Consider the following 21,129-nt stretch of genomic DNA (forward strand, 5'->3'; position numbering starts at 1 on the left):
ATATTGAAAGCAAACAAATTTATTCAACTGTTTGGTCAGATGAAGATGAAAGGTTTGCAGATTGGAATGAAATTACACACTGGATGCCATTAGAGTACCCATCTGCAGCGCAGCGTGATTTTGAAAAACGTGTAAAAGAGTGTTTGGAATGAAAGATAAAAGTAAAATTATGAAAGTATTAACAGTGAAGCAAGAGGTTTGGCGAGATATAGAGGGATATGAAGGTCGATATCAAATATCCTCATTCGGAAGGGTGAAATCACTTGAAAGGTACGAGCCAACAATTGTCAAAGGTACGCAATGTATTAGATTAACGAAGGGACGCATTTTAAAACAGCAAATAAATAGGTATGGTTATGCCTATGTCTGTATAAAAAAGAGAGGCGAAAAGAGGCAAAAAAATATAATGATTCACAAACTTGTGGGGTTGGCATTTATTGAAAAGCCAGATGGTTGCGATCAGATAAACCATATCGATGAAAACAAATCAAACAATAGATTTGATAATCTTGAATGGTGTAATGTTCAATATAATTTATCTTATGGAAATCATAATAGGAATGTTAGTGCGGCATTGAAGGGGAAGAAAAAATCAGATTCTCACAGGAAGAAGATTATAGATACAAGAATCAAAAAACCTGTAGTAAAGATTGATAAAGAAACCCTATTTGTATTGAAGATATATCCGTCAATGAGAGAGGCTGAAAGAGATACTGGTATTTTCCTGTCATCTATTTCAGCTTGCTGTAAGGGGATAGTGAAAACAGCAGGAGGTTTTATTTGGAAATTAAAAAATGCAATATAGCATGAAAACAATTAGTTTGCGCCAGCCGTGGGCTTTTTTAATCTGCTCCGGCATCAAGGATATAGAAAACAGGACATGGAAATTACCCGAAAAGTACAAAGGTGAGAGGGTGTTGATTCATGCGAGTCGAACTATTACGTTTGGTCAATTCTGTAATTACATTGTAAATTTAGATAACGAAGATCTTGGATTACAAAAAATTGTGAGAGAGAACTGTTTCAGAAAATCATGGCTATATACACTTGAAACATCTGCCATCATCGGCAGCGTTGAAATCGTTGATTGCGTTTTAAACCATCCGAGTATATGGGCGGAGAAAACAGATTTATTAGGTCTTTCAGAAACATACTATAAAATTTATAGTAGTGTGATAAATGTACCTCCGATAATCCACAACTGGGTACTCGCAAACCAAATCCTCTTTGACAAGCCGATTTTGAACGTGAAGGGAAAGTTGGGTTTTTGGGATTACGATTTGCCTGAAGAATACGAAACAATTCTTAAGATATGATACTACTAAATGATATTTCCCGCTGCGCAAACGATCGATGCAAGAAGAAGCTGAAATGCAAGAGGTACCTGGATTGCCTTCCTTGGGAGACGTACAGCTATAGTGATTTTAACGAGGTGGATTGTGGGGATTTTATTGAAAATGAAGATGGATCGACAAAAGATATTTGAAAAGTTCGGCGGTAAATGTGCTTATTCTGGTACAGATTTGAAGGATGATTGGCAAATAGACCATATGGAGCCGAAAATAATATTTCAGATTAATGGCAAATCGGGTCAAAACGATGATGATAATCTTTTCCCGTGCCAGCGGATAATAAATCATTACAAGAGAGGACTTCCGCTCGAATACTTTAGGACGTGGTATCTTGGAGGTTTGCATGAAAGGCTAAAGAAATTACCTAAAAATCCAAAGAGCAAGAAGGGAATAAGGAGAAAGGCATATCTTTTACAGGTTGCCGAACTGTTTGGAATTACCGAAGATAATCCCTTTAGCGGTGTATTTTATTTTGAAAACGAACTAAAAAAAGAAAAATAATGAACTGCATTAAAGTTGAAGATGAAATAGTTTGTATTGGCGACGATTCCTTTCATTGCCCGTATTGCGGAAAAGAGTATAACGATGAAAAGTACACAGACAGGATAAACAGGAATAAAATCGGATATACGAGGGTTTATTGCGAGTGTGGGAAAGCGTTCAATTTATTTGTCGACACGTTCGGTATTTATCACGGTGTAATGACATTTAAGCAGATAATAGAAAAATACAAACAAAAGCGAGCCCTGATCGACACGATGCGGGGTGATGAAGAAATCGGGTTATATGACGATAATCCAAAAAATCACAGATATGAGCGATAACAAGGAATTTACGAATGTTTAAAATATAACAGTCATGACAGTAAAACAGGCAATAAAAATCCTCAAACACGCCAACAAGTGGCGCAGGGGAGCGGAGATTGAGATGCCCGATGTGAAAGAGTTCGGGGAGGCTATAGATGTGGCTATCGTAATGATGGAGGTGGCGTTAAAAACAGACCCTGTGCTGATCAGGCATAATATAAACACTAAAAGATATGATTAGCAAAAAGATGGATGAGTTTATCGAAAAAGTTGACAGTCTTTGCCGGGAGTACGGTTATCAGATATGGCCGACCGATAAGATAAACAAAAGAAATGATGACGGCTCGTACCCTACATTCACTATTCACGGTGACGGGGAGAAGGTTAGTTTGATATATATCGACGGTGATGGTCGTGGAAAATAAAATGATTAATTATGATACAGCACAAGGCGAAAAAGTGGGGAGTAGAGCAGGTAGCTGAGGAAAGAGATTTGCTCGAAGAGTTTTTGGTAACTATTGAGCGGATGGCGAAGAACGACATTGCGGTTCTTTACAACGTAAATAGGGTTTGTAATAGGTGGAGGAAAGAACGGGATTCAATAAAAAAGGTATGACATTCGCAGTTGAACGCACAATTGACGGAATTAGATTCCTGAAAGACGAGGACTACATAGAAGCGGAAAGTCGGGATGAAGCGGACTTAAAACTTATGATGGGTATCTTATCTGGCAGGTTTGACCTGACTTGTAAGATAATCGGGCTGATAATCGGTGAAATTGAGATTAGCACGGATGAGATGTTAGATATAATGATAAATGAAAAGGTCGCAAAAAGAAATAACGACACCGAGCGGAGACGAAAAAAAGTAAGCAATTAGTAACAAAATGAAGAAAGAGCACGTTAAAAGGTGTAGAGTTGATTCAGAAACAGACATGCTGATAAGGGAGCTTGCCGAAATGATGGGAGTAAGTCAATCGGCCGTTATAAGGGTATTAATTAAACATTCACTTAACAAATTACAGGATGAGGAAGGATTTTTATTATCCGATAAAATCAGTAAACTTGAAAATGATAGCCAGGAAGCCACATAAAAAAATAATGGATGTTTTGGCTTCCAACTGGGGCTATCTGCGCAAAAAGCTATTGAGAAATAACGGAAAAATTCATAACGGGTATAACTGTGAAGATATAATGCTTGAGACATTCGAGTACATAATAAGGAGGGATAATCTGAAGACAGCTATTGACGATGTAATTATAAAAGAATTTACGGATGAGTACAGGCGAATGAGACACCGCTTTATAAAGACGGAAAAGCAAAAGTACAAGATATTATTCGGAAGCCGACACAAGTAGTGTCGGTTTTTTTGTATCCAAACGTCTGAAAGCAGCCTTAATAAACGGTTACAGAAATTGTAGACAAAAATTTGTGAAGTATATAGGAGTAATCCATTAAAGGGTGAGGTATGGAGTTTGATTTTAACATTGAAATAAACGATTTTGATTTAGATATACCGATGATGGATAACGGATTTAAAAACCGTTATAAAAAATCAAAGATAGCAAGAGACTTGCCAGCGCATAAAATAAAATACTCAAACGCTCAAAAGCTTGCAAGAGACATCAAGCTTGACACAGGGATAAGGTATGATGCTATCGTTGCAGGTAATTTTATTTTTGGTGATTTTATAGAAGCGTTTATAACTCACAACAACGCAAAGTGTACAGAAATGACAATATCAACGCTTTCGTTAGATCAAAATAACGTAGATAGCCTTGTTAATTTGATGGAGGGAAAGTTTGTGGATAACCTTAACATGATAGTATCGGATTACTTTTTCGCACATGAAAGAAAATCACTGATACCATACATATACGACAAATTAGACATAGACGACAGGTTCCAATTGGCCTCAGCAGGATCGCATACAAAAATAGTACTTTTTGAAACAGCCGGGAAAAAAAAGATAGTAATTCACGGTTCGGCGAATTTAAGAAGCTCGAGCAACATAGAGCAATTCACAATTGAAGAAAACCCAGGTCTGTACGACTTTCATTTATGTTATCACAAAGAGATAATTGAAAAATACAAGACAATAAACAAGGAATTTAAACGGAACAAATCACTAAGGGGAAAACAGCTTTGGGATTTGATTAAAAAATTATAGAAATGGCAACACGATCAACAGGAAGAAGCGGGAGCAATATAAGAGGGAATACGGCAGCAAGCCGACGGAGAGCAAGGCTTGCATACAATCCGAATCAGGGCGTAATGTTCTAAACGGCGGATAAACGGCGGAGCAATGAGAAGAGATGATGGAACATTTGATATTGGTAATGAATTTGGGAAGGACACCCAATTCACATCCGACTATCAGCCAGAATCAAGAGGCAGGAAGCCGTCACGTTTCAAGCAGATTATAAGCCAGCTAAGAACAGCCAACGAGGAGCCACTAACGAGGGAGGATTACAACAACATCATCGCTCACCTTTTATCGTTAACTCCAGAAGAATTAAAATCGATAGCGAGCGACAATAAAACACCCATAGCTGTCATCATCATAGCATCATCGATAGCAGGAGACATTGACAACAAAAACCTTACAAACACGGAAAAGCTCATAGATAGGATTTTCGGCAAAGATCCGATCAAGCAGGAAATTTCAGGCCTAAACATCAAATTCATAAATTATGGAAATAAAGACGGGAACGATATACAATAAGACCCGTCAGGCCTTTGACGACGGTTTTAAGATTTGCATCCACCGTGGAGGAACGGGATCGGGAAAGACATATGACAACATGTTATATCTTTTTTCAGTAGCGGTAACCCATCCCGACCTGATCATTACCGTTGTTTCGGAAAGTAGGCCGCACCTGGAAATCGGAGCAATAAGGATACTATCAGGTATATGCAAACCTTTAAATCTTTGGGGAAAAGAAAACTGGAACATATCAAAATCGACATGGACTTCACCAACTGGAACTATAATCGAGTTCTTTTCCGCTGACCGTATCGACAAGGCACTTGGAGCACGTAGAGACTGGTTATACGGAAACGAGATCAACTCGTTGAAAAAAGATGTTTGGGATGAGCTTGCAAGACGGACAGAAAACGTGATAGCCGACTTCAACCCAACCGCTCAATTCTGGGTAGAGGACTGGGCAGCAAACTACGATAAAGTTTTAACCATTAAATCTAACTACTTAGATAATCCATTCCTTCCTGATACCGAAAAAAACAGGATCGCCAAAAGAGCGTCGCGAGACGAAAACTTCAGGCGGATTCACATTGACTGCGAATACGGCGTAACAGAGGGGATCATTTTTTCAAACTGGATGCAGGTAGACAGGATGCCGGAAGGTAATTATATCTATGGTTTAGATTTTGGATTCGTAAATGACCATACGGCATTAGTTAAGACACTTGAAACAGATGATGCTTTTTACGTTGAAGAATTAATTTATCAAACCGGAATGTTAAACTCTCATATTATCAATAGACTTGAATCATTAGGAATAAGGAAAAACTACGACGAGATCATCGCTGACAGCGCAGAGCCTAAAAGTATTCAGGAGATACACAATGCTGGATTTAACATAAAACCTGCCGTAAAGGGTGCCGACAGCGTCAGGACGGGTATTGACAGACTTCAGAGCAAGCCTATTTACGTAACACAGAGAAGCACCAACCTGATAAAAGAGCTAAGGTCGTATAGCTGGGCTTTGGACAAGGACGGCAACCCGACGAACAAGCCTATCGACATGTATAATCACGGTATAGATGCTTTGCGCTATTCATTAAATCCGAAACACAAATTTTCATTTGCAATAAGATGAGATTATTCAGAAGAAAAAATAAGGTATCGAAGTCGTTCATGTACTCCACATTTATAGGCAATTCACCTGTTGTATTGTACAACTACAACTCCGAGGACTACATTTCAAAGGGGTACACGTCTAACGGGGAGATATATTCAATCATCAAGAAGATTACGGACAAGTGCGCTGCATCAACACCCTACGTTTATATCGATTCAAAAGGCGTTAAGTCAAAATCGAGAAAGGACAGCGACATATCGGTAGCCAAGCATAGGCTTTACGTGCATAAGGAATTAAAGTACGCCCCGGAGGATAACGATCTTGTAAAACTACTCAAAAACCCGAACACGTTACAGACATGGAGGGAATTCATCACTCTTGCGAGGATATTTTATTTCGTTCAGGGCGAAACATTCATTTACAGGGAGGCCGGGGATGACGATTGTGCGTTAAGCTTGCACGTAGTTCCTGCGCATTTAATGACACAAGTGGTGAGCTCGGAGGGGCTGGTAGCGTGGAAGCTCAATCTGTTTAACGGACTTACGAGGGAGATCCCGGCAGGTGATGTTTTTCATTTGAAGATGCCAAACCCCGTATTCGACGCTTCGGGAACACAACTAAGGGGAATGAGCCCTCTTTTGGCCGGGCTTAAATATCTTCAGCTTGACGATTCCGCAATTCAAAGCTGGATTAAGTCTGTAGAGAACGAGGGAGCAAAGGGGCTAATTTCACCTAATCATGCAGATCCAAATTTATGGTTAACACCTTCTCAGGTAGAGACCACACAAACAACAGTAGAAACGAAGATACACGGAGCTGACAACAAGAACAAGATTGTCGTTTCGGGAATGCCACTTCAATACACACATATAGGGCTGTCGCCAGACGCACTAAACATTGTAAAGGGATTGGAGCACGCAGGGGTTAAATTGTGCGACCTGTGGAACGTTCCTGCTGTCTTGTTCGATCCTAATCCTACCTACCAGAACGCAAGAGAGGGAAGATTGAGACTTGTTATGGACGTTGTGCTGCCTTACCTTTCATTGGAGGAGGACAAGATTAATAAATGGCTGGTAGAACCTTTTTCGAAGAGAGACAACAAAACATATATAATCGACTACGACCTTTCCTCTTATGAAGAGCTAAGGATTTCAGACACGCAGGTAGAATCGTTTCTAAAAACACATTCGATCAACGAGGTAAGAGTAATGCAGGGATCTGACGAGAGCGAAGAACCATATGCAAACGAGATATTCATTCAGCAGGGTTTAGTACCACTAAGCGACTATAACGTATGAAAGAGAAAGAGGCGGAAAAATTAGGATATACACATAGAGGTATAATGTACGGATTCATTCCTGTGTTCGTGAGCCAACTAATAGACGGTGCTCACGTGGCAGGAGTTAACAAGTTATGGGATATGATGCTTGATATAGCACTATTCATCGATAGAATTATAGGGTATTCCGGGGATGATTTTTTCATAGTTATAAAGGACAAGTTATGAATTTCAGGAGGATGGCGCAGATTGAGGACAGGATAATTGCTTCTTACGAAAAGAGGCACGCCAAAGCCATCCGCAGAGCTCTAATCGAGCAATCCGAACACTTTTTGAAGCACGGAGATATCAATAACGCACTATACCCGGTAATCAGCGAGCTATACGACGATGTGATGACATTCTTTCTCCCGAGGCAATGGAAGCAACTTGAGGGAGAGACCGTAAAGGCTGGATTCTTTTTAAGCGAATGGTTAATATGGATTCAGGTATTCAAGGAAGCGAATTTGGTCAAAAAAGTAACAGACATAGACGACACCACAAGAGAAAGGCTAAGACACATATCAGAGATAGCCACAGCCGAGGGGTTGGAATTTGAGGTTATTGCACAAAGAATAAAAAATGGAGGAATTGCATCCGCAAAAAGGGCCTTGATGATTGCTCGCACGGAAACAGCTAACGCCGTAAATATTTCTAAAACCAAAAGTGCGGATGACTGGGAGAGAGATTCGGGGAGAGAGTTAGGCAAGATATGGATTCACCGTGGAGCGAAAGACCCACGAGACTGGCACTTGTCTTTAGATAACGGAACGATGATACGAAAAGAAGAGACATGGTCTGTAACTGACCCGAACACCGGAAAAACAGACCACATGAAACACCCGCACGACCTTAACGCAAGCGCAGGAAACGTGATAAACTGTGGCTGTCAAGTTTTATATAAAAGATGGAAATAATATGGAAGCAATAATCAAGACCTTAAGTGAAATACAGGACATATCGGACGGGATTATAGTTGGATATGCAAACGTTTACAATGTAAAAGATTCAGACGGGGATATATCCCTGCCGGGATCATTCGCAAAGACCGTTACCGAGCGAAAGAACAAGATAAAGATATTCAAGAACCACCAACCGGGATTGGTTGGAGTACCAACCGAGCTTGATATAGCAGATACATACGGGTTGAAGATGGTAGCGCAGATGGCTATGGAGACAGAGGCCGGTAGAAACGCATGGTTGGAGACTAAGTTTTTAAAAGAGAACGGATTTGAAAGCGGGCTGTCAATAGGGGGTTGGATAGTTAAAAGAGGCACAAAGAATAAATCAGAGGTAGCCGAGTACAAGTTAAAGGAGATTTCAGTATTAACCACCGACGATCCCGCCAACGAATATTCACTAATTGACACGGTAAAGGCCGTGAAAGACCTGTCAGAGCCCAACCAGGAGGAATTCTGGAGACTGATAGAAAAAGCATACAACGAAAGATTTTCAGACAACATACTTAAATCATTAGAACAATTTTTGACACTCGGACAGGAGCCGGACGCTTCCACTCCCGTTAATGAGCCGCCCAAGTTGATTTTAGATTTTTATAAACTTTTTAACTAAAAACAAAATGGACGAATTAGAAAAAGCAAAACAAGAGGCGTTGGAAAACATCAAAAAGACAGCCTCGGAAACAGCCAAGAGCACCGTAGATGAAGCGGTCGGCGAAATTGAAAAGAAATTTGAGGGGGTATTCTCAAAAGAGGATGCCGAAAAACTGAAGGCAGACATGAAAAAGGAAGTGTCAGAACTTCAGGCGAGAGTTAAATCTATCAACCAGACAACCATGCAAGAAAAAACACACAAGAGCATTGCCGACTCCATTTCCGAAGCACTTTTGGACGGAGCGGAGACACTCAAGAATTTGAGCGGAAAGCAGAGTCTAACCATGAAAGCCGTAACAGCCGCAAGCTGGACGGACGCAGCTACATTGTCGTTACAGACAGACGAGGTAAGAAGAAGCCTATACAATAGTCCTTATTCTCCCTTGTATTTGAGAAACATTTTCCCGAACGTATCGACCGACAGCGCAGCCATCGTTATTCCGCAGAGAGGAGTGATCACCGGAGCAGCCGCAGAATGGGCGAGAGGAACAGGAACGGAAGGAGCAGACGAGCCGAAGCCGGACGTATCACCCGCTTACAAGGATGTAAATGTGCCTATCAAATGGGTGGCAGGTATGACAACCGTTAACCGGGAGCTTCTTTTGAACGTAAAATATTTGCAGGGCAGCATCACGAATACTCTTTTATACTCGAATAAAGGTTTGTTCGCGGCCGAAAACAAGTATATAACCGATTATCTGGCAGGAAGTGCAGTTGCCTATTCTGGAGCAAAAACCATAGCGGCCGAAAAGATTATCGATGCAGCATTCAACCAGCTTTTGGGGAATTACTTCAATCCTACTCACGTATTGATGAATCAGGCAGATTACCTGACTTATGTTAAATTCAACAAGGCAGTTGGAAGTGGTGAGTATGATCTTCCTAACGACATGTTGAGGGGATTTGCCGGAAGCGGACTGGAGGCCAACGTTCAGATCGTTCCCGTTCCCTCGTTGACCGCCGGAGTTGCATATGTTGTTTCCGCACCGGAATTTGAGTTCATAAACCGTCTTGCACCCGAACTGAAAGTTTCTGAAGAACACGACGAAAACTTCGCCTATAACAAGGTTACGTTCCGTGTGGAAGAAATGATCGGTTTTGTAGCTAAAGACCTGAATGCAATGATTAAGATCACTCTTTGATAACCTGTAGGGAGGGTTACTCCTCCCTACTTTAAAACTTTAACAAAATGGCAAAAATACTTTATAACGTAATTGCATACGAGGCCACAGCGGCACAATGGGCAGCCGACACTAAGATTTACCCGGCAAATACCCTTATGATTGAATCTGATACAGGTATAATCAAAAAGGGTGACGGTGCGAAAGCATATGCCGCACTTGCGACCGTTGGAGCAAAACAGGCTCTTGCATGGGCTGACGTAACTGGAAAACCATCAACGTTTGCACCGGAGATAGGAACGACCGCAACGAAAGCGGCAGCTGGAAACCATAATCACGCCGTAGTAGCAGATGCTGCCAGCGGACTGGAAGCAGCATCCGACATTCAGGCTTTGGCAATAGCCTTAAGCACAAGGATTAAAGCATTAGAACCGGTTGCATGACATTAGCAGACGTAAAGAGCAGATTAAGGGTTGATTTCAACGATCACGACACCTTGATAACATCGTTGATGAACGCAGCAATAGCGAGAGCGACAAGCGTTATCGGTGAGCTTGATCTTGCAATCAATCACGAAGCGCAGGAGGCTATTTTAGACGATATAGAAGCTATGTATCGAGGGGATGGCGGCTCTTTATCGTCGATGAAAACATACAGGAGACTTTCAATAAGACCGATGATATGAACTACGACCAGAAGATTGATTTTATCACAGAGGGCGAAACTTCGGACGGTTACGGAGGGGTGACACCATCCGAGACGGTCGAATTGAGCACGTGGGCAGCTATCGAGCAGCTTAAGCAATCACGGTCAATAGAACAGGTTCAGATGAAGTTACCATCAACTTACAGGGTTAAGGTACAGGTAAGAGGGGGTTTTTACCCGACGGTAAATATGAGAGTAAAATGGAACGGTCAGAAGTTCAACATACTTACTTCGCCCGTAGTCGAGAACGTAAGATTAAAGAAAGAATGGATATTTGATATATGCCAGTCATAAACACGACATCAAAGAATCTGAAGAAGTATCAACAGAAAACCATCCAAAAGGTAAAAGATTTGGTTGTAGATAAGATTACTGACGTAGAGGAGATGGCTACCAGGCAGGCGCCGAATTTTATCAGTATAGACAAGAAGTTTACGGCCGATGAATTGGAGGGCGAAGTGGGCGTGATGGGGGAAAACGTAATGGCGGCTTATATCGAATTTGGAACAGGACTTTACGCAGCCGATTTATTAAAAGATTATCCGCAATGGATAAGGGATATTGCAATTGAGTTTTACATAAACGGAATGGGGACACTCAAAAGCAGCCCGTATTTATACAATAATTTTTTAGTAAAGGAAGCGGAATTTAAAAACGAGCTAAACAAAATACTGGATGGATCGGTCGACGACAATTAGGGGAGCTGTTTTAACAGCGTTAAGCGGGTTTAAGCACAAGAACACATTAGTGCCGATATTCGATGAGATAGTAAACCCGAATACGACTATTCCAAAAATAGACGGAGCGGAGGTTTACATGGTTATCCAAAACCAGCAGCAGTATGACGGGCAGCACACGTTTTGCAATCCAAGATTCAATCTTAACATAACCTTACGGATAGTGACCAAATGGGGGCTTGTTGGAAGCAAGAAGTTATGCGAGGACATAGGAGACGCAGTTTTAGCTTTGCTTAGAGACGACAGGGGGGGGAGTAAGTTAGCGGGCTATCAGAAAGTAGAAATGCCCGTATCGAGAACAATGACGGAAATAACTAATCAAAATTTAGCATTCACGAAAATTATAACATTAAACTTTATACAAAATGGCTAATACAAACGTAAAAGGGCACACTGGTTTACTGTCAGTATATGATACGGCAGCGTATAAACCGATCGTGTGTTTCACTTCAACTTCGATGAGCAGCGTATTGCGGCTTATTGAAAAAGTGAACTACTGCACGGAGGGAAAGACTGTCCAATCCATTGACGGGATAGACAGGACGGTTAACTTCGATGCGGAAGTGATGACAATAGAAACACCTGGAGACGCGGTAAGCTACGCCGAGCTGTTAGCTTTGCAGGAAGCGGAGCAGACATTTAAATTAGAGGGCAGGGGAAGCGCACAGTATTTTAATGCTGTCATTTCAAATCTGGACGACACCTTTCAAGCTGGGGAGGACGCAACCTTTTCAGGCACGCTCACCATCAACGGGGATATTTCAGAAACAGACCCAAAAGTTACACCTCCTTAATCAAGTTACCCCTTCGGGGGTAACTTTTAAAACTTAACGATATGTTTGAAACGAAAATACACTTTAAAGACAAAGAAAGAACTATCCGCTTTGGTTCGTGGGTAACCGGAGAGATTGAAAAGATCGTAAAAAAAGAAGTGGGGAATATAGAGATATTCGCCTACATGATATTTTTCGGACTGATACACGGTGAGGGGTTAAGGAACAAGTACGTAGCCAATGACCCGATAGGATTTGATGTGTTTGATTGTTACGACTGGATGGACGAACAGGGAGGTATATCCGGAGAAGAAGTACAGCGCATTCAGGAGTTATGGGTAAAACACAATGAAACGAACGTGCCAAAAAACCCGAAAGCCACGAAACCCCGTTAGATTTTGACTGGGATCGGGACGTAGTGGCGTTTGCGGTAGGGGAATTAGGTTTAAGGCTGGAAGAGTTTTATGAAATGCCGTGGTGTGAGTTCAGGATTAAGAGTTTTGCTTACAACCGGATGCAGGAAGAACGATTGAAGCACACGAGACTAATATCATACTATTCTGCGATAGGTTCACACATTGACATCAAGAAGTTTCCAAAATCAATAGAAAGTTTTATGCCGATAGGCGAGAAGAAGAAAAGCATGGTATCGGACGAGATGAGAGCCCTATTCGAGCAGCGGATGAGGGAGTACAACGAAGCAATGGATCATTATAACAAAAAGCTATGAGTTTTACCGCAAAGATAACAGCCGATATAGCCAACTTCGAAAAGGGAGTAGAGCAGGCGACCAGATCAATCGACGGGCTTCAGAAGAACGTTGAACAAAAGCTTTCTGGAATTGGAAAATCGTTCGAAAACATAGGAAAGAAAGCATCTGTATTAAGTGCAGTTCTTGTCGCCGCAGGAGGGAAAGCGTACATGATGGCTGCCGATTTCGAGGATGCTATGGGAGCAACCGGGCAGATATTCAAGGAGAATGCCGATATAGTAAGAAACTGGTCTGATAACCTTGGAACGGAGTACGGTATTGCAAAAAAAGAAGCGTTAGAGTACTCGAATCTGATGGGATCAATGCTTATCAATATCGGACGACTTACAGAACAAGAAGCAGCAAAACAATCAGCAAAACTTATTGAGTTAGCCGGAGACCTTACGGCAATGTACGGAGGCAGGACGCAGGACGCTGTTAGGGCGTTAACCGGAGCTTTGAAAGGCAATAATACCATGCTGGATAACTATGGGATGGCCGTTAACGATGCACTCGTAAAGACAAGAGCATTCGAGTTGGGGCTATCTGACGGCACGGGAGAGCTTAGTTTACAAGCAAAACAGGCCGCAACACTTTCTTTAATCTTCGAACAGACCGGGGCGGCGCAAGGGCAAGCAGCGAGAGAAGCGGACGGAGCCAGCGGATCGATGAGAGCATTAAGGACGGAGATAACCAATTTATCAACCGAGTTGGGGCAGGTGTTGATCCCGGTTATAACTCCTGTCATTTCAGGACTACGGGATATTGTCGCAGGAATAAGAACAATGTCGCCGGAGATGCAGACGCTGACGGTTGGAATTGCGGCTACAGTAGCAGCCATAGGGCCGTTACTCGTAGGAATAGGCAAGCTATTGCAGATGTTGCCGTTATTAAAAGCTGGATTTGTAGCATTGACAGGGCCTATTGGGCTTGTCGGCGGAGCGATCATACTTTTGGCAGCCAATTTCGAGGATGTTGTGAAAAACGTTACAACAATGTGGAACACATTCACATCCGGTATTTCAAGCTCAGCAAAAGCACTTGTTTCTCTTATAACCTTAGATTTTAAAGGTTTTTGGACTAACATAAAAGCTATGGTCGCCAATGGCGTTAAATGGGTTGTTGGACAAATGGAGTTCATGGGGGAGAAGCTCGAATGGGTTTTAAGAAAATTAGGTTTAGAGGAATGGGCTAACAGGGTTAATGCTTCGTTTGGTGGAATTAATTTAGACCAGGCAGCACTCGAAGCAGCTTTGGCAGCGAACGAGATGACTGGTTCAGCAGGAGCGATGCAGGCTGTTAAAAAAGAAGCGGCAGATACAGCGGAAAAGGTTGACAAGTTAACAAGTTCAATGAAAGAGTTAACTAAAGTGAAAGTTCCTGAAAGTATTATCGGCGGTGGTATCGTGATTGACAAGCAAAAGAAAGAAACCATATTCGACCAGCTATTTTCAGAAAAAGATGGGAATATGGTGCTTAAGCCAATAATCGAGCCCACCATTGAGCCGAAAGTGCTAAAAGACAAAATGATGGAATCGGTTAAATCGGCAATGGGTGATTTGTCGGAGGGTATTCAGGTTCTTACAATTGACCTTTCAAGTATGCTCGCAGCTTCATTGACTGACATATTCGGGGCTGTTTCTGAAGCTATTGTTTCGGGAGACAATGTTATGGAGGCATTGGGATCAGCATTGCTTGGAACGATGGGCGGTATAATGGTACAGTTAGGGCAGCAAGTTATTGTAACGGGAGAAGCTATTGAAGCGGTGAAGGCAGCACTAACAAGCCTTGGAGGCCTTGGAGCAATTGCAGCGGGGATAGCCCTTATAGCGATAGGATCAATGTTTAAGGCAGGAGCAAGAAAAATCGGAAGCTCAATGGGATCTGGGGGCTATTCATCAGCACCATCAATGAATAACACTTCACCCGGGTATGGGCCGAGCGACTACAGGGGTCAATACACGGACGATTTCGTGGTTAGTTTCAAAATAGGCACAAATGAATTGGTAGGGGTTTTAGACACTGCGCAACAAAGAAGAAACAGGATATGATATTCAAACTGGAATATAAAAATAAGGATTTAGACGTAGCGAGGCTGGAGATAACCACTCCTGGGCTGGTAGAAAAAACCATCGATGGCACGGAGGATCCGTTCAGGCTAATTTACAAGTTAGACAAGTCAGACAAATCTGGCCATTTCCTTACTTCGAGCGCAGAAATAAACATTTACGAGACGGAAGAATTTAACATAGATGCACTTAAGACCTCGAACGAGACTGAAATAAAGGTCGATTACTATATTAACAACATAAAGAAATGGACAGGTTTTGTCATTCCTGACTTCTTTTCAAAGGAGATAGGCAAGAGATCAGTTGTTTCGATGGTCGCTTCAGACAGGATAGGAACGTTAAAGGGTGTTACGTTGTCCGATTTGAACGCTTTCGTGTCGTTAAGAACTTTGGCAGAGCAATGTTTATTAAAGACCGGATTAAGTTTGCCGTTAAACACAATGGTAGATTTAGAGGCCGACGCTATTAACTTTTTCAACATAGACGCACTATCTCAAAGACTTGTCGACAACAAGGGGCGTTCGATAAGCTGTTACGATATTTTAAGCTCTATTCTTGTAGCCTCTAATTCAATCATTTTGCAGAGAAATGCCGAATGGTACATAGTTAATAAGCTCCAGCACGAGTTAGGGCAGGGGAGGTTATATTCCAACAGCACGACATTCACCAACTGGCAGGATATAATACACAACTTTTCAGACGTCACCGTCGGGGCAAGAAGAACGATAATTCCCGTAGCGGCGAGCACGGGTGTTTATCACGAGCATGGAGGGGGCATGCTTCACCCGGATAATTACGATTTTTCAAAAGGATTAACGGGATGGACTTCGGTGGGTGGATTTGTCGCTGCGGTAGACAATAAAGAAATAAAGGGATTTACGACAACAAGCAGCGGTGCTGTTTACACTCCAGTTTACGGAAACGCAACGGAAAAAAGCTACCTAATAAATGAAAACGAATACATTAGGAACGTAAATCCAAAGTACATTGAATCAGAAGAAATAAGCATACCATATAGCGGACAAGGATCAATAGAGGTTGAGGTAAATGTTAATGCGCTTGCAGCAGCTGTTTACGCAACCCCAGTATTTATACTTCCCGTTATACGTATAGCGGTTGTTGCAACAAACGGAAGCGACGTATTAACACTTGATTACAGCGGGAAATTTGTAACAATGCCATCAACAAACCCGCCAGTACATGAACAGACATTTGAAAAGGGGGAAGTAAAGAATGTAGGAGACATTATCCCGTTTTTGACGGAGGGAAAAAGAGTAAAAGGAACATTGGAGGTTTCAAATTTAGAACAGTACAAGTTAAAGATAAGAATTTACGGCACACAGAGAGCGGTATATTTTCATTCTGTTGACCTGTTAATGAGAAACACGGCTGAAGCACCAAAAGGCACAATTTTTAAAACAGAGCAAGGATCTAATTACACCAAAGAGCACGAAATAGACACAAGCATCTGGGGTGACTATATGACTGGTGGATTGAACGGCTATTTTTATAAATATCCCATCGACGACACTTCCTCTCTCTATTCAAACGGCGTTTTAACGTCCAAATGGACGGACATAACCGATCCCGGAGTAGAGCGTTCACTTCTTCACCATATAACCACACAACAGTCAAGGATGTTCTCACAGGCGCATGATTTAGTAAGTGCTGAGATTGACATAAGACTGTTCGATCCGCTTTCCGTTTACGTTGCCTGTTCAAAGAGGTACACGCTTGTTTCAGCGACGGTAGATTTTTTAAGAGGCAGGGCTAATTTAGAGATTGAAGAAGCGGTTTATCAGAACTTGACAAAAAGAGACTTCATTTATTCGTACTTCGGAGACGGAGAGACTGGGATAAAGAGTATTGGCGGTATTTCGGGCGGTACAGGTGGTGGAGGTGGCGGAGGCTTGACACCAGAACAGATAGAAATATTAAGTTTTTGGAAAAAAGACCCTGTCAATCCGAACACTATCTTTACTGAAATGAACGCTTACTCTAAGCTGGAGTTATCCGCTTATGGTGTTGGCGATGGAGGAGGTGGTGGAGGTGATTTCAATCGCTTGGATGTATGGGCAGATTATGACAGCTCAAAAGCGGAATGGGTGCTATCGGCTTTATTGGGTAATGACCTCAATACAAGGGTTACAGCTATTGATGGTAGGGTTACAGATTTAGAGAATAGTGCAGGTAGTGGAAGCGTCACAAGTGTAGGAATAAGTGTGCCTACAGGCTTATCTGTTAGCAATAGTCCTATTACTTCATCAGGAGTAATAGCAATTGGTTTGCAAGCTGGCTATTCGATACCTACTACTGTTAAGCAGGGGCAATGGGATGCAGCGTTCACTAATAATCATACCCACTCAAATAAAACTGTTCTGGATGGTATTACTTCAGCACTTATAAGTAATTGGAATACAGCGTTCACTAATAATCACACCCACGCAAACAAAACTGTTCTGGATGGCATTACTTCAGCACTTGTAAACAATTGGAATACAGCTTACACCAATAGCCACACCCACGCAAACAAAGCTCAATTAGACTTAATTACACAGGCAAACATTGATGTGCTGGCAAAATTGAGCATCGTAAATGGCAATTTGCAAATCAATGGCAACGCTTATGCAACAGGAGAATTATCAGCTTATGGTGCTGGCGATGGCGGTGGCGGTGGAGGAATAATCGAGACCGTTTATGGATATGGCAATTTAGGGCAAACATTTAATAACAACGTCTTAACCGACACGTTCAATGCTTACACTATTAATCAAATAAATACAAGGCTTGCATCTGTTGAAAGTGGTTCAGCGACAACGGTAAATACAACAGGGACGGGAAATGCTATTACTTCAATTTCAAAGAGCGGAAGTGTAATTACAGCAAGCAAGGACATCGCATTTTTAGAAACTTCAATCTTCAATACTCACAATACTGATAACATAAGGCATATTACAGGAGCGGAAAGGACGAAGTGGGATGGGGTTGTAACTGATTTTGAAGAGTTGGTTATCGGTGTAAGGAATCTATTTATATTGGAAGACTATAATCCCGTACCATCGGGTGGGGCTTATTATCATTATATTAATGTTGAAATAGGTAAGCAATATACAGCTTCTACAAATATTCCTAAACAGGATATTAATACTTTTGACAGTTGGTTTGATAATGAAGGAGTTGCTGTGTCATCATCCGTGAATGGATTCGCAAGAAATAATCCTCGTACCATCACAGCAACAGCAAATAGAATTTATATTGCTGTTAGAGACACTACTCAGATAAACGGAATTAAAAACGGGACATATTTGGTTAAAGTTGAAAAAGGCACCAAACCCACCGACTGGACACCAGCCCTCGAAGATCAAGTGCCCGACTGGAGTACAACTGATGTAAATAGTTTTTCTTTTATAAAAAATAAGCCTACACTATTAAGTCAATTTACTGACAATATAGGAGTTGCAACCCATATAGCTAATACAAGCAACCCACACGATGTCACCAAGGCACAAGTAGGGTTAGGGAATGTAGATAATACTGCCGATTCGGCAAAAAATGTTTTATCCGCTACAAAACTCCAAACAGCCCGAACGATAGCGGGCGTAAGTTTTGACGGCACAGCAAATATAGCTATACCCTTTGATAATTTAGCAAGCAAACCAACTACTCTGGGAGGCTATGGAATTACAGATGCGGTGACGTTGAATACTGCTCAAACGATTACAGGAACGAAAACATTTAGAAATTGGAAGATTGATTCATCTGAAGGTGCTTTAGGCATTCAAAGTTATAGATCTGGAACAGGAATGTTGTGGCCGTATGGTAATGCTTTATCAGCAATAAGAACAGGTCTTGGATTCGGGTGGTATAATACTGAATGGGTTATAGGCAATATTAGAGGTGGTGCGACAGATAGTTACGGATTTGGAATTGGATATAAAAATGCAAGTGGAAATTTAGATGGAGAGTTTAGAATTGCTTCAGGTGGAGCAGCCTATCTTAATAACGTTCAGATTGCAACAATCTCCTCTAACGTAGCATCTGCCACAAAACTCCAAACACCACGTACAATTTGGGGACAGAGTTTTGACGGAACTGGGAATGTTACAGGAGCATTAAGTGGAGCAACCACGATACAGGCGACTATTTCAGTTGCATCTCCAAAAGTAATTTTCAACGCCGCTGGCTGGTCAATGGAACAAGTTGGGAGTGAGTTGCAGATGAAGCATAATAACGTATTAAAAATGCGATTTACAAGCACAGGAAGTATAGTTGCAACAGAAGAGATAACGGCGTTTGGATGATAGATATAAAAAATAAAACTATGAAAAAATTAATTATTTGGTTGGCAAAGATTTTTAACGTAAATTTAACGGTCGAAAAGGTAATCTACAAAGATAAGATTGTAGAAGTGATTAAAGAAGTACCCAAAGAGGTGATTGTAGAAAAAGAGGTGATTAAGGAAGTTATCAAGGAAGTTCCTGTTTACAAGGAAGTTAAATATGTGGCTTTAAAAGACGAAGTTACTAATGATACTTATGTTGAGGGTAATTTGGTTGTTAAGGGCTATTTATATGTAGATGGTGAAGTTAGTTGTTATAAAATTAAAGAAGAGGAGGCATAATTATGGCATTACCAGATACAAATATAAGTACTACTTTAGTAGGCACAACGTTAGGTTCAGGAAGTAGAGATGTAGGAACATTATGTACACACCCGAATATCAATAAATGGAGTAGATGGAAGCCGATACGGTCAAACAAGGTTGCAGGTTTAGTTGAAACTGACTTAGAAAACGCACAATTTGGCTTTTCTTTTCCAGTGGAAATAAATGCGGGGGTAAGCATCTTAAGCCAAAATTGGGTGTATGATAAACCTAGAGGATTAGCGTACAATGAAGGATATAGACTAGGTGATTTCAGAGGTTATAATCATCAAGCCATAATACCTTTTACAATATCAATACCTGATTCATTTCTTGCAAATTCGAATAGTCCATCAGTAGGAGTTTGTAGTATTGTATCGACAAACAGTGATATTCAATTAAGCAAGTTGTTGAAAAATAGGTATTTAGGAGCGATGGTGTTTATTGCAGGGTCTGAAGGTACTGCTCTATATAGAACAACTGACATAAGTGGATTTAGTGGAAGTCCCGAAAAGGCAGAGATATCCCTGAAAGATTGCCCTCTTGCAACAGAAGGCGAGGTACTATCTGTGTATTTATTTACATCATACTCTGCAATAACTGAATGGACTTCATTACCATATCAAGCATTAGAGTCTCTGAATGCAGAAGGCGATATATCTTTTAGGACGTCTGTGTATGTTACAGGAGCACCTAAATTGAATAAGCACATAATAGATGTATCAGGTATAAATGTTCACGGTTGGAGTGAAACTATTAATGGATACGCAACTGGAACATTGTTAACAGCTTTAACTAAGTCAATGGAGGCATCCACTGTTACAGTTACAGCGAGAAAAAATTCCAACAATGAGTTAGTTTACACAAAAGTATATTCAGCTGGAGATAATGTTGATCCTACGTATATAGATAAATATGATTATAATGCTGGAGATACCATTGGTTTTTTCGTGGATATGCCTTACTTTCCAGTAGACCAAACACTTCCGACCTTGACATGGGATGATTTTTACAATATAACTTATACAATTAATTACATTTAAGCAATAAATTATAAACATATAAAACAACAAAATTGTGAAAACAGAATTATTCAAAATGACAGAAGAAACTACGATGGAAAACGGAGTAGAAGTCAAAAAAGTAATACAACTGGAAACTATCATCAAGGATGACAATGGCAATGAAATTGGGCGAATACATGTGAACCAGTGGGGAGGCAGTTTCAACCTGAACACGGGGCAGCTTGATGTTCAGGCAGTAAACGACGGAATTATAAACGTATTAAATCCACAATAATGGCAAAGAAAGAATTGAAAGGACTTAGCCGGGGGGAAGCAGTTTCCCTGTATTCGGCAATCAGAGACATTAAGAGCGGCAATCTCGACAAGGAAGCGATGGTAGCGTATGTACTGCTT

32 protein-coding genes are annotated in these 21,129 nt (G+C 41.2%); all 32 read left to right on the forward strand.

Annotated features, from left to right (window positions below; all coding sequences use genetic code 11):
- Nucleotides 1-169: 169 nt before the first annotated feature.
- The 32 genes from B3B27_RS05825 to B3B27_RS05980 all read left to right on the forward strand — a co-directional run bounded on the left by B3B27_RS05825 (nucleotide 170) and on the right by B3B27_RS05980 (nucleotide 21,010).
- Nucleotides 170-805: an NUMOD4 domain-containing protein gene (locus B3B27_RS05825; protein ID WP_286847039.1), complete on the forward strand. Its 636-nt coding sequence runs from the start codon at nucleotides 170-172 to the stop codon at nucleotides 803-805.
- Nucleotide 806: 1 nt separating this feature from the next.
- Complete coding sequence (locus tag B3B27_RS05830) at nucleotides 807-1,316, forward strand: ASCH domain-containing protein (protein ID WP_286847040.1); 510 nt, start codon at nucleotides 807-809, stop codon at nucleotides 1,314-1,316.
- Nucleotides 1,313-1,486: a hypothetical protein gene (locus B3B27_RS05835; RefSeq protein WP_286847042.1), complete on the forward strand. Its 174-nt coding sequence runs from the start codon at nucleotides 1,313-1,315 to the stop codon at nucleotides 1,484-1,486. The genes B3B27_RS05830 and B3B27_RS05835 overlap by 4 nt, the downstream gene beginning before the upstream one ends.
- A complete protein-coding gene (locus tag B3B27_RS05840) occupies nucleotides 1,464-1,853 on the forward strand; it encodes a hypothetical protein (protein WP_286847045.1) in 390 nt (129 codons plus the stop codon). The genes B3B27_RS05835 and B3B27_RS05840 overlap by 23 nt, the downstream gene beginning before the upstream one ends.
- Nucleotides 1,853-2,176 carry a hypothetical protein gene (locus B3B27_RS05845; RefSeq protein ID WP_286847047.1) on the forward strand — a complete coding sequence of 108 codons (324 nt, stop codon included), beginning with the start codon at nucleotides 1,853-1,855 and terminating at the stop codon, nucleotides 2,174-2,176. Before B3B27_RS05840 ends, B3B27_RS05845 begins: the two co-directional genes overlap by 1 nt.
- 34 nt (nucleotides 2,177-2,210) lie before the next feature.
- Nucleotides 2,211-2,399: a hypothetical protein gene (locus B3B27_RS05850; RefSeq protein WP_286847051.1), complete on the forward strand. Its 189-nt coding sequence runs from the start codon at nucleotides 2,211-2,213 to the stop codon at nucleotides 2,397-2,399.
- The gene (locus B3B27_RS05855) at nucleotides 2,392-2,583 is read left to right on the forward strand and encodes a hypothetical protein (protein WP_286847055.1); all 192 of its coding nucleotides are present in this window, start codon (nucleotides 2,392-2,394) and stop codon (nucleotides 2,581-2,583) included. Before B3B27_RS05850 ends, B3B27_RS05855 begins: the two co-directional genes overlap by 8 nt.
- An 11-nt stretch (nucleotides 2,584-2,594) precedes the next feature.
- Nucleotides 2,595-2,774 carry a hypothetical protein gene (locus B3B27_RS05860; RefSeq protein WP_286847056.1) on the forward strand — a complete coding sequence of 60 codons (180 nt, stop codon included), beginning with the start codon at nucleotides 2,595-2,597 and terminating at the stop codon, nucleotides 2,772-2,774.
- Nucleotides 2,771-3,037: a hypothetical protein gene (locus tag B3B27_RS05865; RefSeq protein WP_286847059.1), complete on the forward strand. Its 267-nt coding sequence runs from the start codon at nucleotides 2,771-2,773 to the stop codon at nucleotides 3,035-3,037. Before B3B27_RS05860 ends, B3B27_RS05865 begins: the two co-directional genes overlap by 4 nt.
- Nucleotides 3,038-3,044: 7 nt before the next feature.
- The gene (locus tag B3B27_RS05870; RefSeq protein WP_286847062.1) at nucleotides 3,045-3,251 is read left to right on the forward strand and encodes a ribbon-helix-helix protein, CopG family; all 207 of its coding nucleotides are present in this window, start codon (nucleotides 3,045-3,047) and stop codon (nucleotides 3,249-3,251) included.
- Nucleotides 3,252-3,258: 7 nt separating this feature from the next.
- On the forward strand, nucleotides 3,259-3,516 hold the full coding sequence (locus B3B27_RS05875; protein ID WP_286847064.1) for a hypothetical protein: 258 nt from the start codon (nucleotides 3,259-3,261) through the stop codon (nucleotides 3,514-3,516).
- Between the two features lie 110 nt (nucleotides 3,517-3,626).
- The gene (locus B3B27_RS05880; protein WP_286847065.1) at nucleotides 3,627-4,328 is read left to right on the forward strand and encodes a hypothetical protein; all 702 of its coding nucleotides are present in this window, start codon (nucleotides 3,627-3,629) and stop codon (nucleotides 4,326-4,328) included.
- Nucleotides 4,329-4,463: 135 nt separating this feature from the next.
- Entirely contained in the window at nucleotides 4,464-4,883 is a 420-nt protein-coding gene (locus B3B27_RS05885) for a hypothetical protein (RefSeq protein ID WP_286847066.1), read from the forward strand.
- Nucleotides 4,852-6,000 (forward strand): PBSX family phage terminase large subunit, encoded by a 1,149-nt coding sequence (locus tag B3B27_RS05890; protein WP_286847067.1) that lies wholly within the window; start codon nucleotides 4,852-4,854, stop codon nucleotides 5,998-6,000. The genes B3B27_RS05885 and B3B27_RS05890 overlap by 32 nt, the downstream gene beginning before the upstream one ends.
- Nucleotides 5,997-7,280 carry a phage portal protein gene (locus tag B3B27_RS05895; protein WP_286847069.1) on the forward strand — a complete coding sequence of 428 codons (1,284 nt, stop codon included), beginning with the start codon at nucleotides 5,997-5,999 and terminating at the stop codon, nucleotides 7,278-7,280. The genes B3B27_RS05890 and B3B27_RS05895 overlap by 4 nt, the downstream gene beginning before the upstream one ends.
- A complete protein-coding gene (locus B3B27_RS05900) occupies nucleotides 7,277-7,489 on the forward strand; it encodes a hypothetical protein (protein ID WP_286847072.1) in 213 nt (70 codons plus the stop codon). Before B3B27_RS05895 ends, B3B27_RS05900 begins: the two co-directional genes overlap by 4 nt.
- Complete coding sequence (locus B3B27_RS05905; RefSeq protein WP_286847073.1) at nucleotides 7,486-8,217, forward strand: phage minor head protein; 732 nt, start codon at nucleotides 7,486-7,488, stop codon at nucleotides 8,215-8,217. Before B3B27_RS05900 ends, B3B27_RS05905 begins: the two co-directional genes overlap by 4 nt.
- Nucleotide 8,218: 1 nt before the next feature.
- Nucleotides 8,219-8,872, forward strand: coding sequence for an HK97 family phage prohead protease (locus B3B27_RS05910; protein WP_286847076.1), 654 nt, complete (start codon nucleotides 8,219-8,221; stop codon nucleotides 8,870-8,872).
- Between the two features lie 7 nt (nucleotides 8,873-8,879).
- A complete protein-coding gene (locus B3B27_RS05915) occupies nucleotides 8,880-10,055 on the forward strand; it encodes a hypothetical protein (RefSeq protein ID WP_286847079.1) in 1,176 nt (391 codons plus the stop codon).
- 47 nt (nucleotides 10,056-10,102) lie between these two features.
- A complete protein-coding gene (locus tag B3B27_RS05920; RefSeq protein ID WP_286847081.1) occupies nucleotides 10,103-10,477 on the forward strand; it encodes a hypothetical protein in 375 nt (124 codons plus the stop codon).
- Nucleotides 10,474-10,719, forward strand: a complete 246-nt coding sequence (locus tag B3B27_RS05925; protein ID WP_286847082.1) for a head-tail connector protein — start codon at nucleotides 10,474-10,476, stop codon at nucleotides 10,717-10,719. Before B3B27_RS05920 ends, B3B27_RS05925 begins: the two co-directional genes overlap by 4 nt.
- Entirely contained in the window at nucleotides 10,716-11,033 is a 318-nt protein-coding gene (locus tag B3B27_RS05930; protein ID WP_286847083.1) for a phage head closure protein, read from the forward strand. The genes B3B27_RS05925 and B3B27_RS05930 overlap by 4 nt, the downstream gene beginning before the upstream one ends.
- Nucleotides 11,021-11,437 (forward strand): hypothetical protein, encoded by a 417-nt coding sequence (locus B3B27_RS05935; protein ID WP_286847084.1) that lies wholly within the window; start codon nucleotides 11,021-11,023, stop codon nucleotides 11,435-11,437. The genes B3B27_RS05930 and B3B27_RS05935 overlap by 13 nt, the downstream gene beginning before the upstream one ends.
- Nucleotides 11,415-11,849 carry a hypothetical protein gene (locus B3B27_RS05940; protein ID WP_286847086.1) on the forward strand — a complete coding sequence of 145 codons (435 nt, stop codon included), beginning with the start codon at nucleotides 11,415-11,417 and terminating at the stop codon, nucleotides 11,847-11,849. The genes B3B27_RS05935 and B3B27_RS05940 overlap by 23 nt, the downstream gene beginning before the upstream one ends.
- Nucleotides 11,842-12,270, forward strand: a complete 429-nt coding sequence (locus B3B27_RS05945; protein WP_286847088.1) for a hypothetical protein — start codon at nucleotides 11,842-11,844, stop codon at nucleotides 12,268-12,270. Before B3B27_RS05940 ends, B3B27_RS05945 begins: the two co-directional genes overlap by 8 nt.
- A 41-nt stretch (nucleotides 12,271-12,311) precedes the next feature.
- Complete coding sequence (locus B3B27_RS05950; RefSeq protein WP_286847089.1) at nucleotides 12,312-12,644, forward strand: hypothetical protein; 333 nt, start codon at nucleotides 12,312-12,314, stop codon at nucleotides 12,642-12,644.
- Between the two features lie 23 nt (nucleotides 12,645-12,667).
- Nucleotides 12,668-12,979, forward strand: a complete 312-nt coding sequence (locus B3B27_RS05955) for a hypothetical protein (RefSeq protein WP_286847090.1) — start codon at nucleotides 12,668-12,670, stop codon at nucleotides 12,977-12,979.
- Nucleotides 12,976-15,051 carry a phage tail tape measure protein gene (locus tag B3B27_RS05960; protein ID WP_286847092.1) on the forward strand — a complete coding sequence of 692 codons (2,076 nt, stop codon included), beginning with the start codon at nucleotides 12,976-12,978 and terminating at the stop codon, nucleotides 15,049-15,051. The genes B3B27_RS05955 and B3B27_RS05960 overlap by 4 nt, the downstream gene beginning before the upstream one ends.
- On the forward strand, nucleotides 15,048-19,370 hold the full coding sequence (locus tag B3B27_RS05965; protein WP_286847093.1) for a hypothetical protein: 4,323 nt from the start codon (nucleotides 15,048-15,050) through the stop codon (nucleotides 19,368-19,370). The genes B3B27_RS05960 and B3B27_RS05965 overlap by 4 nt, the downstream gene beginning before the upstream one ends.
- A gap of 20 nt (nucleotides 19,371-19,390) precedes the next feature.
- Entirely contained in the window at nucleotides 19,391-19,690 is a 300-nt protein-coding gene (locus B3B27_RS05970; RefSeq protein ID WP_286847094.1) for a hypothetical protein, read from the forward strand.
- A 2-nt stretch (nucleotides 19,691-19,692) separates the two neighbouring features.
- Nucleotides 19,693-20,754 carry a hypothetical protein gene (locus tag B3B27_RS05975; protein ID WP_286847095.1) on the forward strand — a complete coding sequence of 354 codons (1,062 nt, stop codon included), beginning with the start codon at nucleotides 19,693-19,695 and terminating at the stop codon, nucleotides 20,752-20,754.
- 55 nt (nucleotides 20,755-20,809) lie between these two features.
- Entirely contained in the window at nucleotides 20,810-21,010 is a 201-nt protein-coding gene (locus B3B27_RS05980) for a hypothetical protein (protein ID WP_286847096.1), read from the forward strand.
- Nucleotides 21,011-21,129: the final 119 nt, after the last annotated feature.

It is taken from the genome of Proteiniphilum sp. UBA5463 (assembly GCF_002427225.1).
Lineage (GTDB): Bacteria > Bacteroidota > Bacteroidia > Bacteroidales > Dysgonomonadaceae > Proteiniphilum > Proteiniphilum propionicum.

Coding starts and splice junctions, on each gene's coding strand:
- B3B27_RS05825 (WP_286847039.1), top strand. CDS start 170: ATGAAAGTATTAACAGTGAAGCAAGAGGTTTGGCGAGATATAGAGGGA.
- B3B27_RS05830 (WP_286847040.1), top strand. CDS start 807: ATGAAAACAATTAGTTTGCGCCAGCCGTGGGCTTTTTTAATCTGCTCC.
- B3B27_RS05835 (WP_286847042.1), top strand. CDS start 1,313: ATGATACTACTAAATGATATTTCCCGCTGCGCAAACGATCGATGCAAG.
- B3B27_RS05840 (WP_286847045.1), top strand. CDS start 1,464: ATGGATCGACAAAAGATATTTGAAAAGTTCGGCGGTAAATGTGCTTAT.
- B3B27_RS05845 (WP_286847047.1), top strand. CDS start 1,853: ATGAACTGCATTAAAGTTGAAGATGAAATAGTTTGTATTGGCGACGAT.
- B3B27_RS05850 (WP_286847051.1), top strand. CDS start 2,211: ATGACAGTAAAACAGGCAATAAAAATCCTCAAACACGCCAACAAGTGG.
- B3B27_RS05855 (WP_286847055.1), top strand. CDS start 2,392: ATGATTAGCAAAAAGATGGATGAGTTTATCGAAAAAGTTGACAGTCTT.
- B3B27_RS05860 (WP_286847056.1), top strand. CDS start 2,595: ATGATACAGCACAAGGCGAAAAAGTGGGGAGTAGAGCAGGTAGCTGAG.
- B3B27_RS05865 (WP_286847059.1), top strand. CDS start 2,771: ATGACATTCGCAGTTGAACGCACAATTGACGGAATTAGATTCCTGAAA.
- B3B27_RS05870 (WP_286847062.1), top strand. CDS start 3,045: ATGAAGAAAGAGCACGTTAAAAGGTGTAGAGTTGATTCAGAAACAGAC.
- B3B27_RS05875 (WP_286847064.1), top strand. CDS start 3,259: ATGGATGTTTTGGCTTCCAACTGGGGCTATCTGCGCAAAAAGCTATTG.
- B3B27_RS05880 (WP_286847065.1), top strand. CDS start 3,627: ATGGAGTTTGATTTTAACATTGAAATAAACGATTTTGATTTAGATATA.
- B3B27_RS05885 (WP_286847066.1), top strand. CDS start 4,464: ATGAGAAGAGATGATGGAACATTTGATATTGGTAATGAATTTGGGAAG.
- B3B27_RS05890 (WP_286847067.1), top strand. CDS start 4,852: ATGGAAATAAAGACGGGAACGATATACAATAAGACCCGTCAGGCCTTT.
- B3B27_RS05895 (WP_286847069.1), top strand. CDS start 5,997: ATGAGATTATTCAGAAGAAAAAATAAGGTATCGAAGTCGTTCATGTAC.
- B3B27_RS05900 (WP_286847072.1), top strand. CDS start 7,277: ATGAAAGAGAAAGAGGCGGAAAAATTAGGATATACACATAGAGGTATA.
- B3B27_RS05905 (WP_286847073.1), top strand. CDS start 7,486: ATGAATTTCAGGAGGATGGCGCAGATTGAGGACAGGATAATTGCTTCT.
- B3B27_RS05910 (WP_286847076.1), top strand. CDS start 8,219: ATGGAAGCAATAATCAAGACCTTAAGTGAAATACAGGACATATCGGAC.
- B3B27_RS05915 (WP_286847079.1), top strand. CDS start 8,880: ATGGACGAATTAGAAAAAGCAAAACAAGAGGCGTTGGAAAACATCAAA.
- B3B27_RS05920 (WP_286847081.1), top strand. CDS start 10,103: ATGGCAAAAATACTTTATAACGTAATTGCATACGAGGCCACAGCGGCA.
- B3B27_RS05925 (WP_286847082.1), top strand. CDS start 10,474: ATGACATTAGCAGACGTAAAGAGCAGATTAAGGGTTGATTTCAACGAT.
- B3B27_RS05930 (WP_286847083.1), top strand. CDS start 10,716: ATGAACTACGACCAGAAGATTGATTTTATCACAGAGGGCGAAACTTCG.
- B3B27_RS05935 (WP_286847084.1), top strand. CDS start 11,021: ATGCCAGTCATAAACACGACATCAAAGAATCTGAAGAAGTATCAACAG.
- B3B27_RS05940 (WP_286847086.1), top strand. CDS start 11,415: ATGGATCGGTCGACGACAATTAGGGGAGCTGTTTTAACAGCGTTAAGC.
- B3B27_RS05945 (WP_286847088.1), top strand. CDS start 11,842: ATGGCTAATACAAACGTAAAAGGGCACACTGGTTTACTGTCAGTATAT.
- B3B27_RS05950 (WP_286847089.1), top strand. CDS start 12,312: ATGTTTGAAACGAAAATACACTTTAAAGACAAAGAAAGAACTATCCGC.
- B3B27_RS05960 (WP_286847092.1), top strand. CDS start 12,976: ATGAGTTTTACCGCAAAGATAACAGCCGATATAGCCAACTTCGAAAAG.
- B3B27_RS05965 (WP_286847093.1), top strand. CDS start 15,048: ATGATATTCAAACTGGAATATAAAAATAAGGATTTAGACGTAGCGAGG.
- B3B27_RS05970 (WP_286847094.1), top strand. CDS start 19,391: ATGAAAAAATTAATTATTTGGTTGGCAAAGATTTTTAACGTAAATTTA.
- B3B27_RS05975 (WP_286847095.1), top strand. CDS start 19,693: ATGGCATTACCAGATACAAATATAAGTACTACTTTAGTAGGCACAACG.
- B3B27_RS05980 (WP_286847096.1), top strand. CDS start 20,810: ATGACAGAAGAAACTACGATGGAAAACGGAGTAGAAGTCAAAAAAGTA.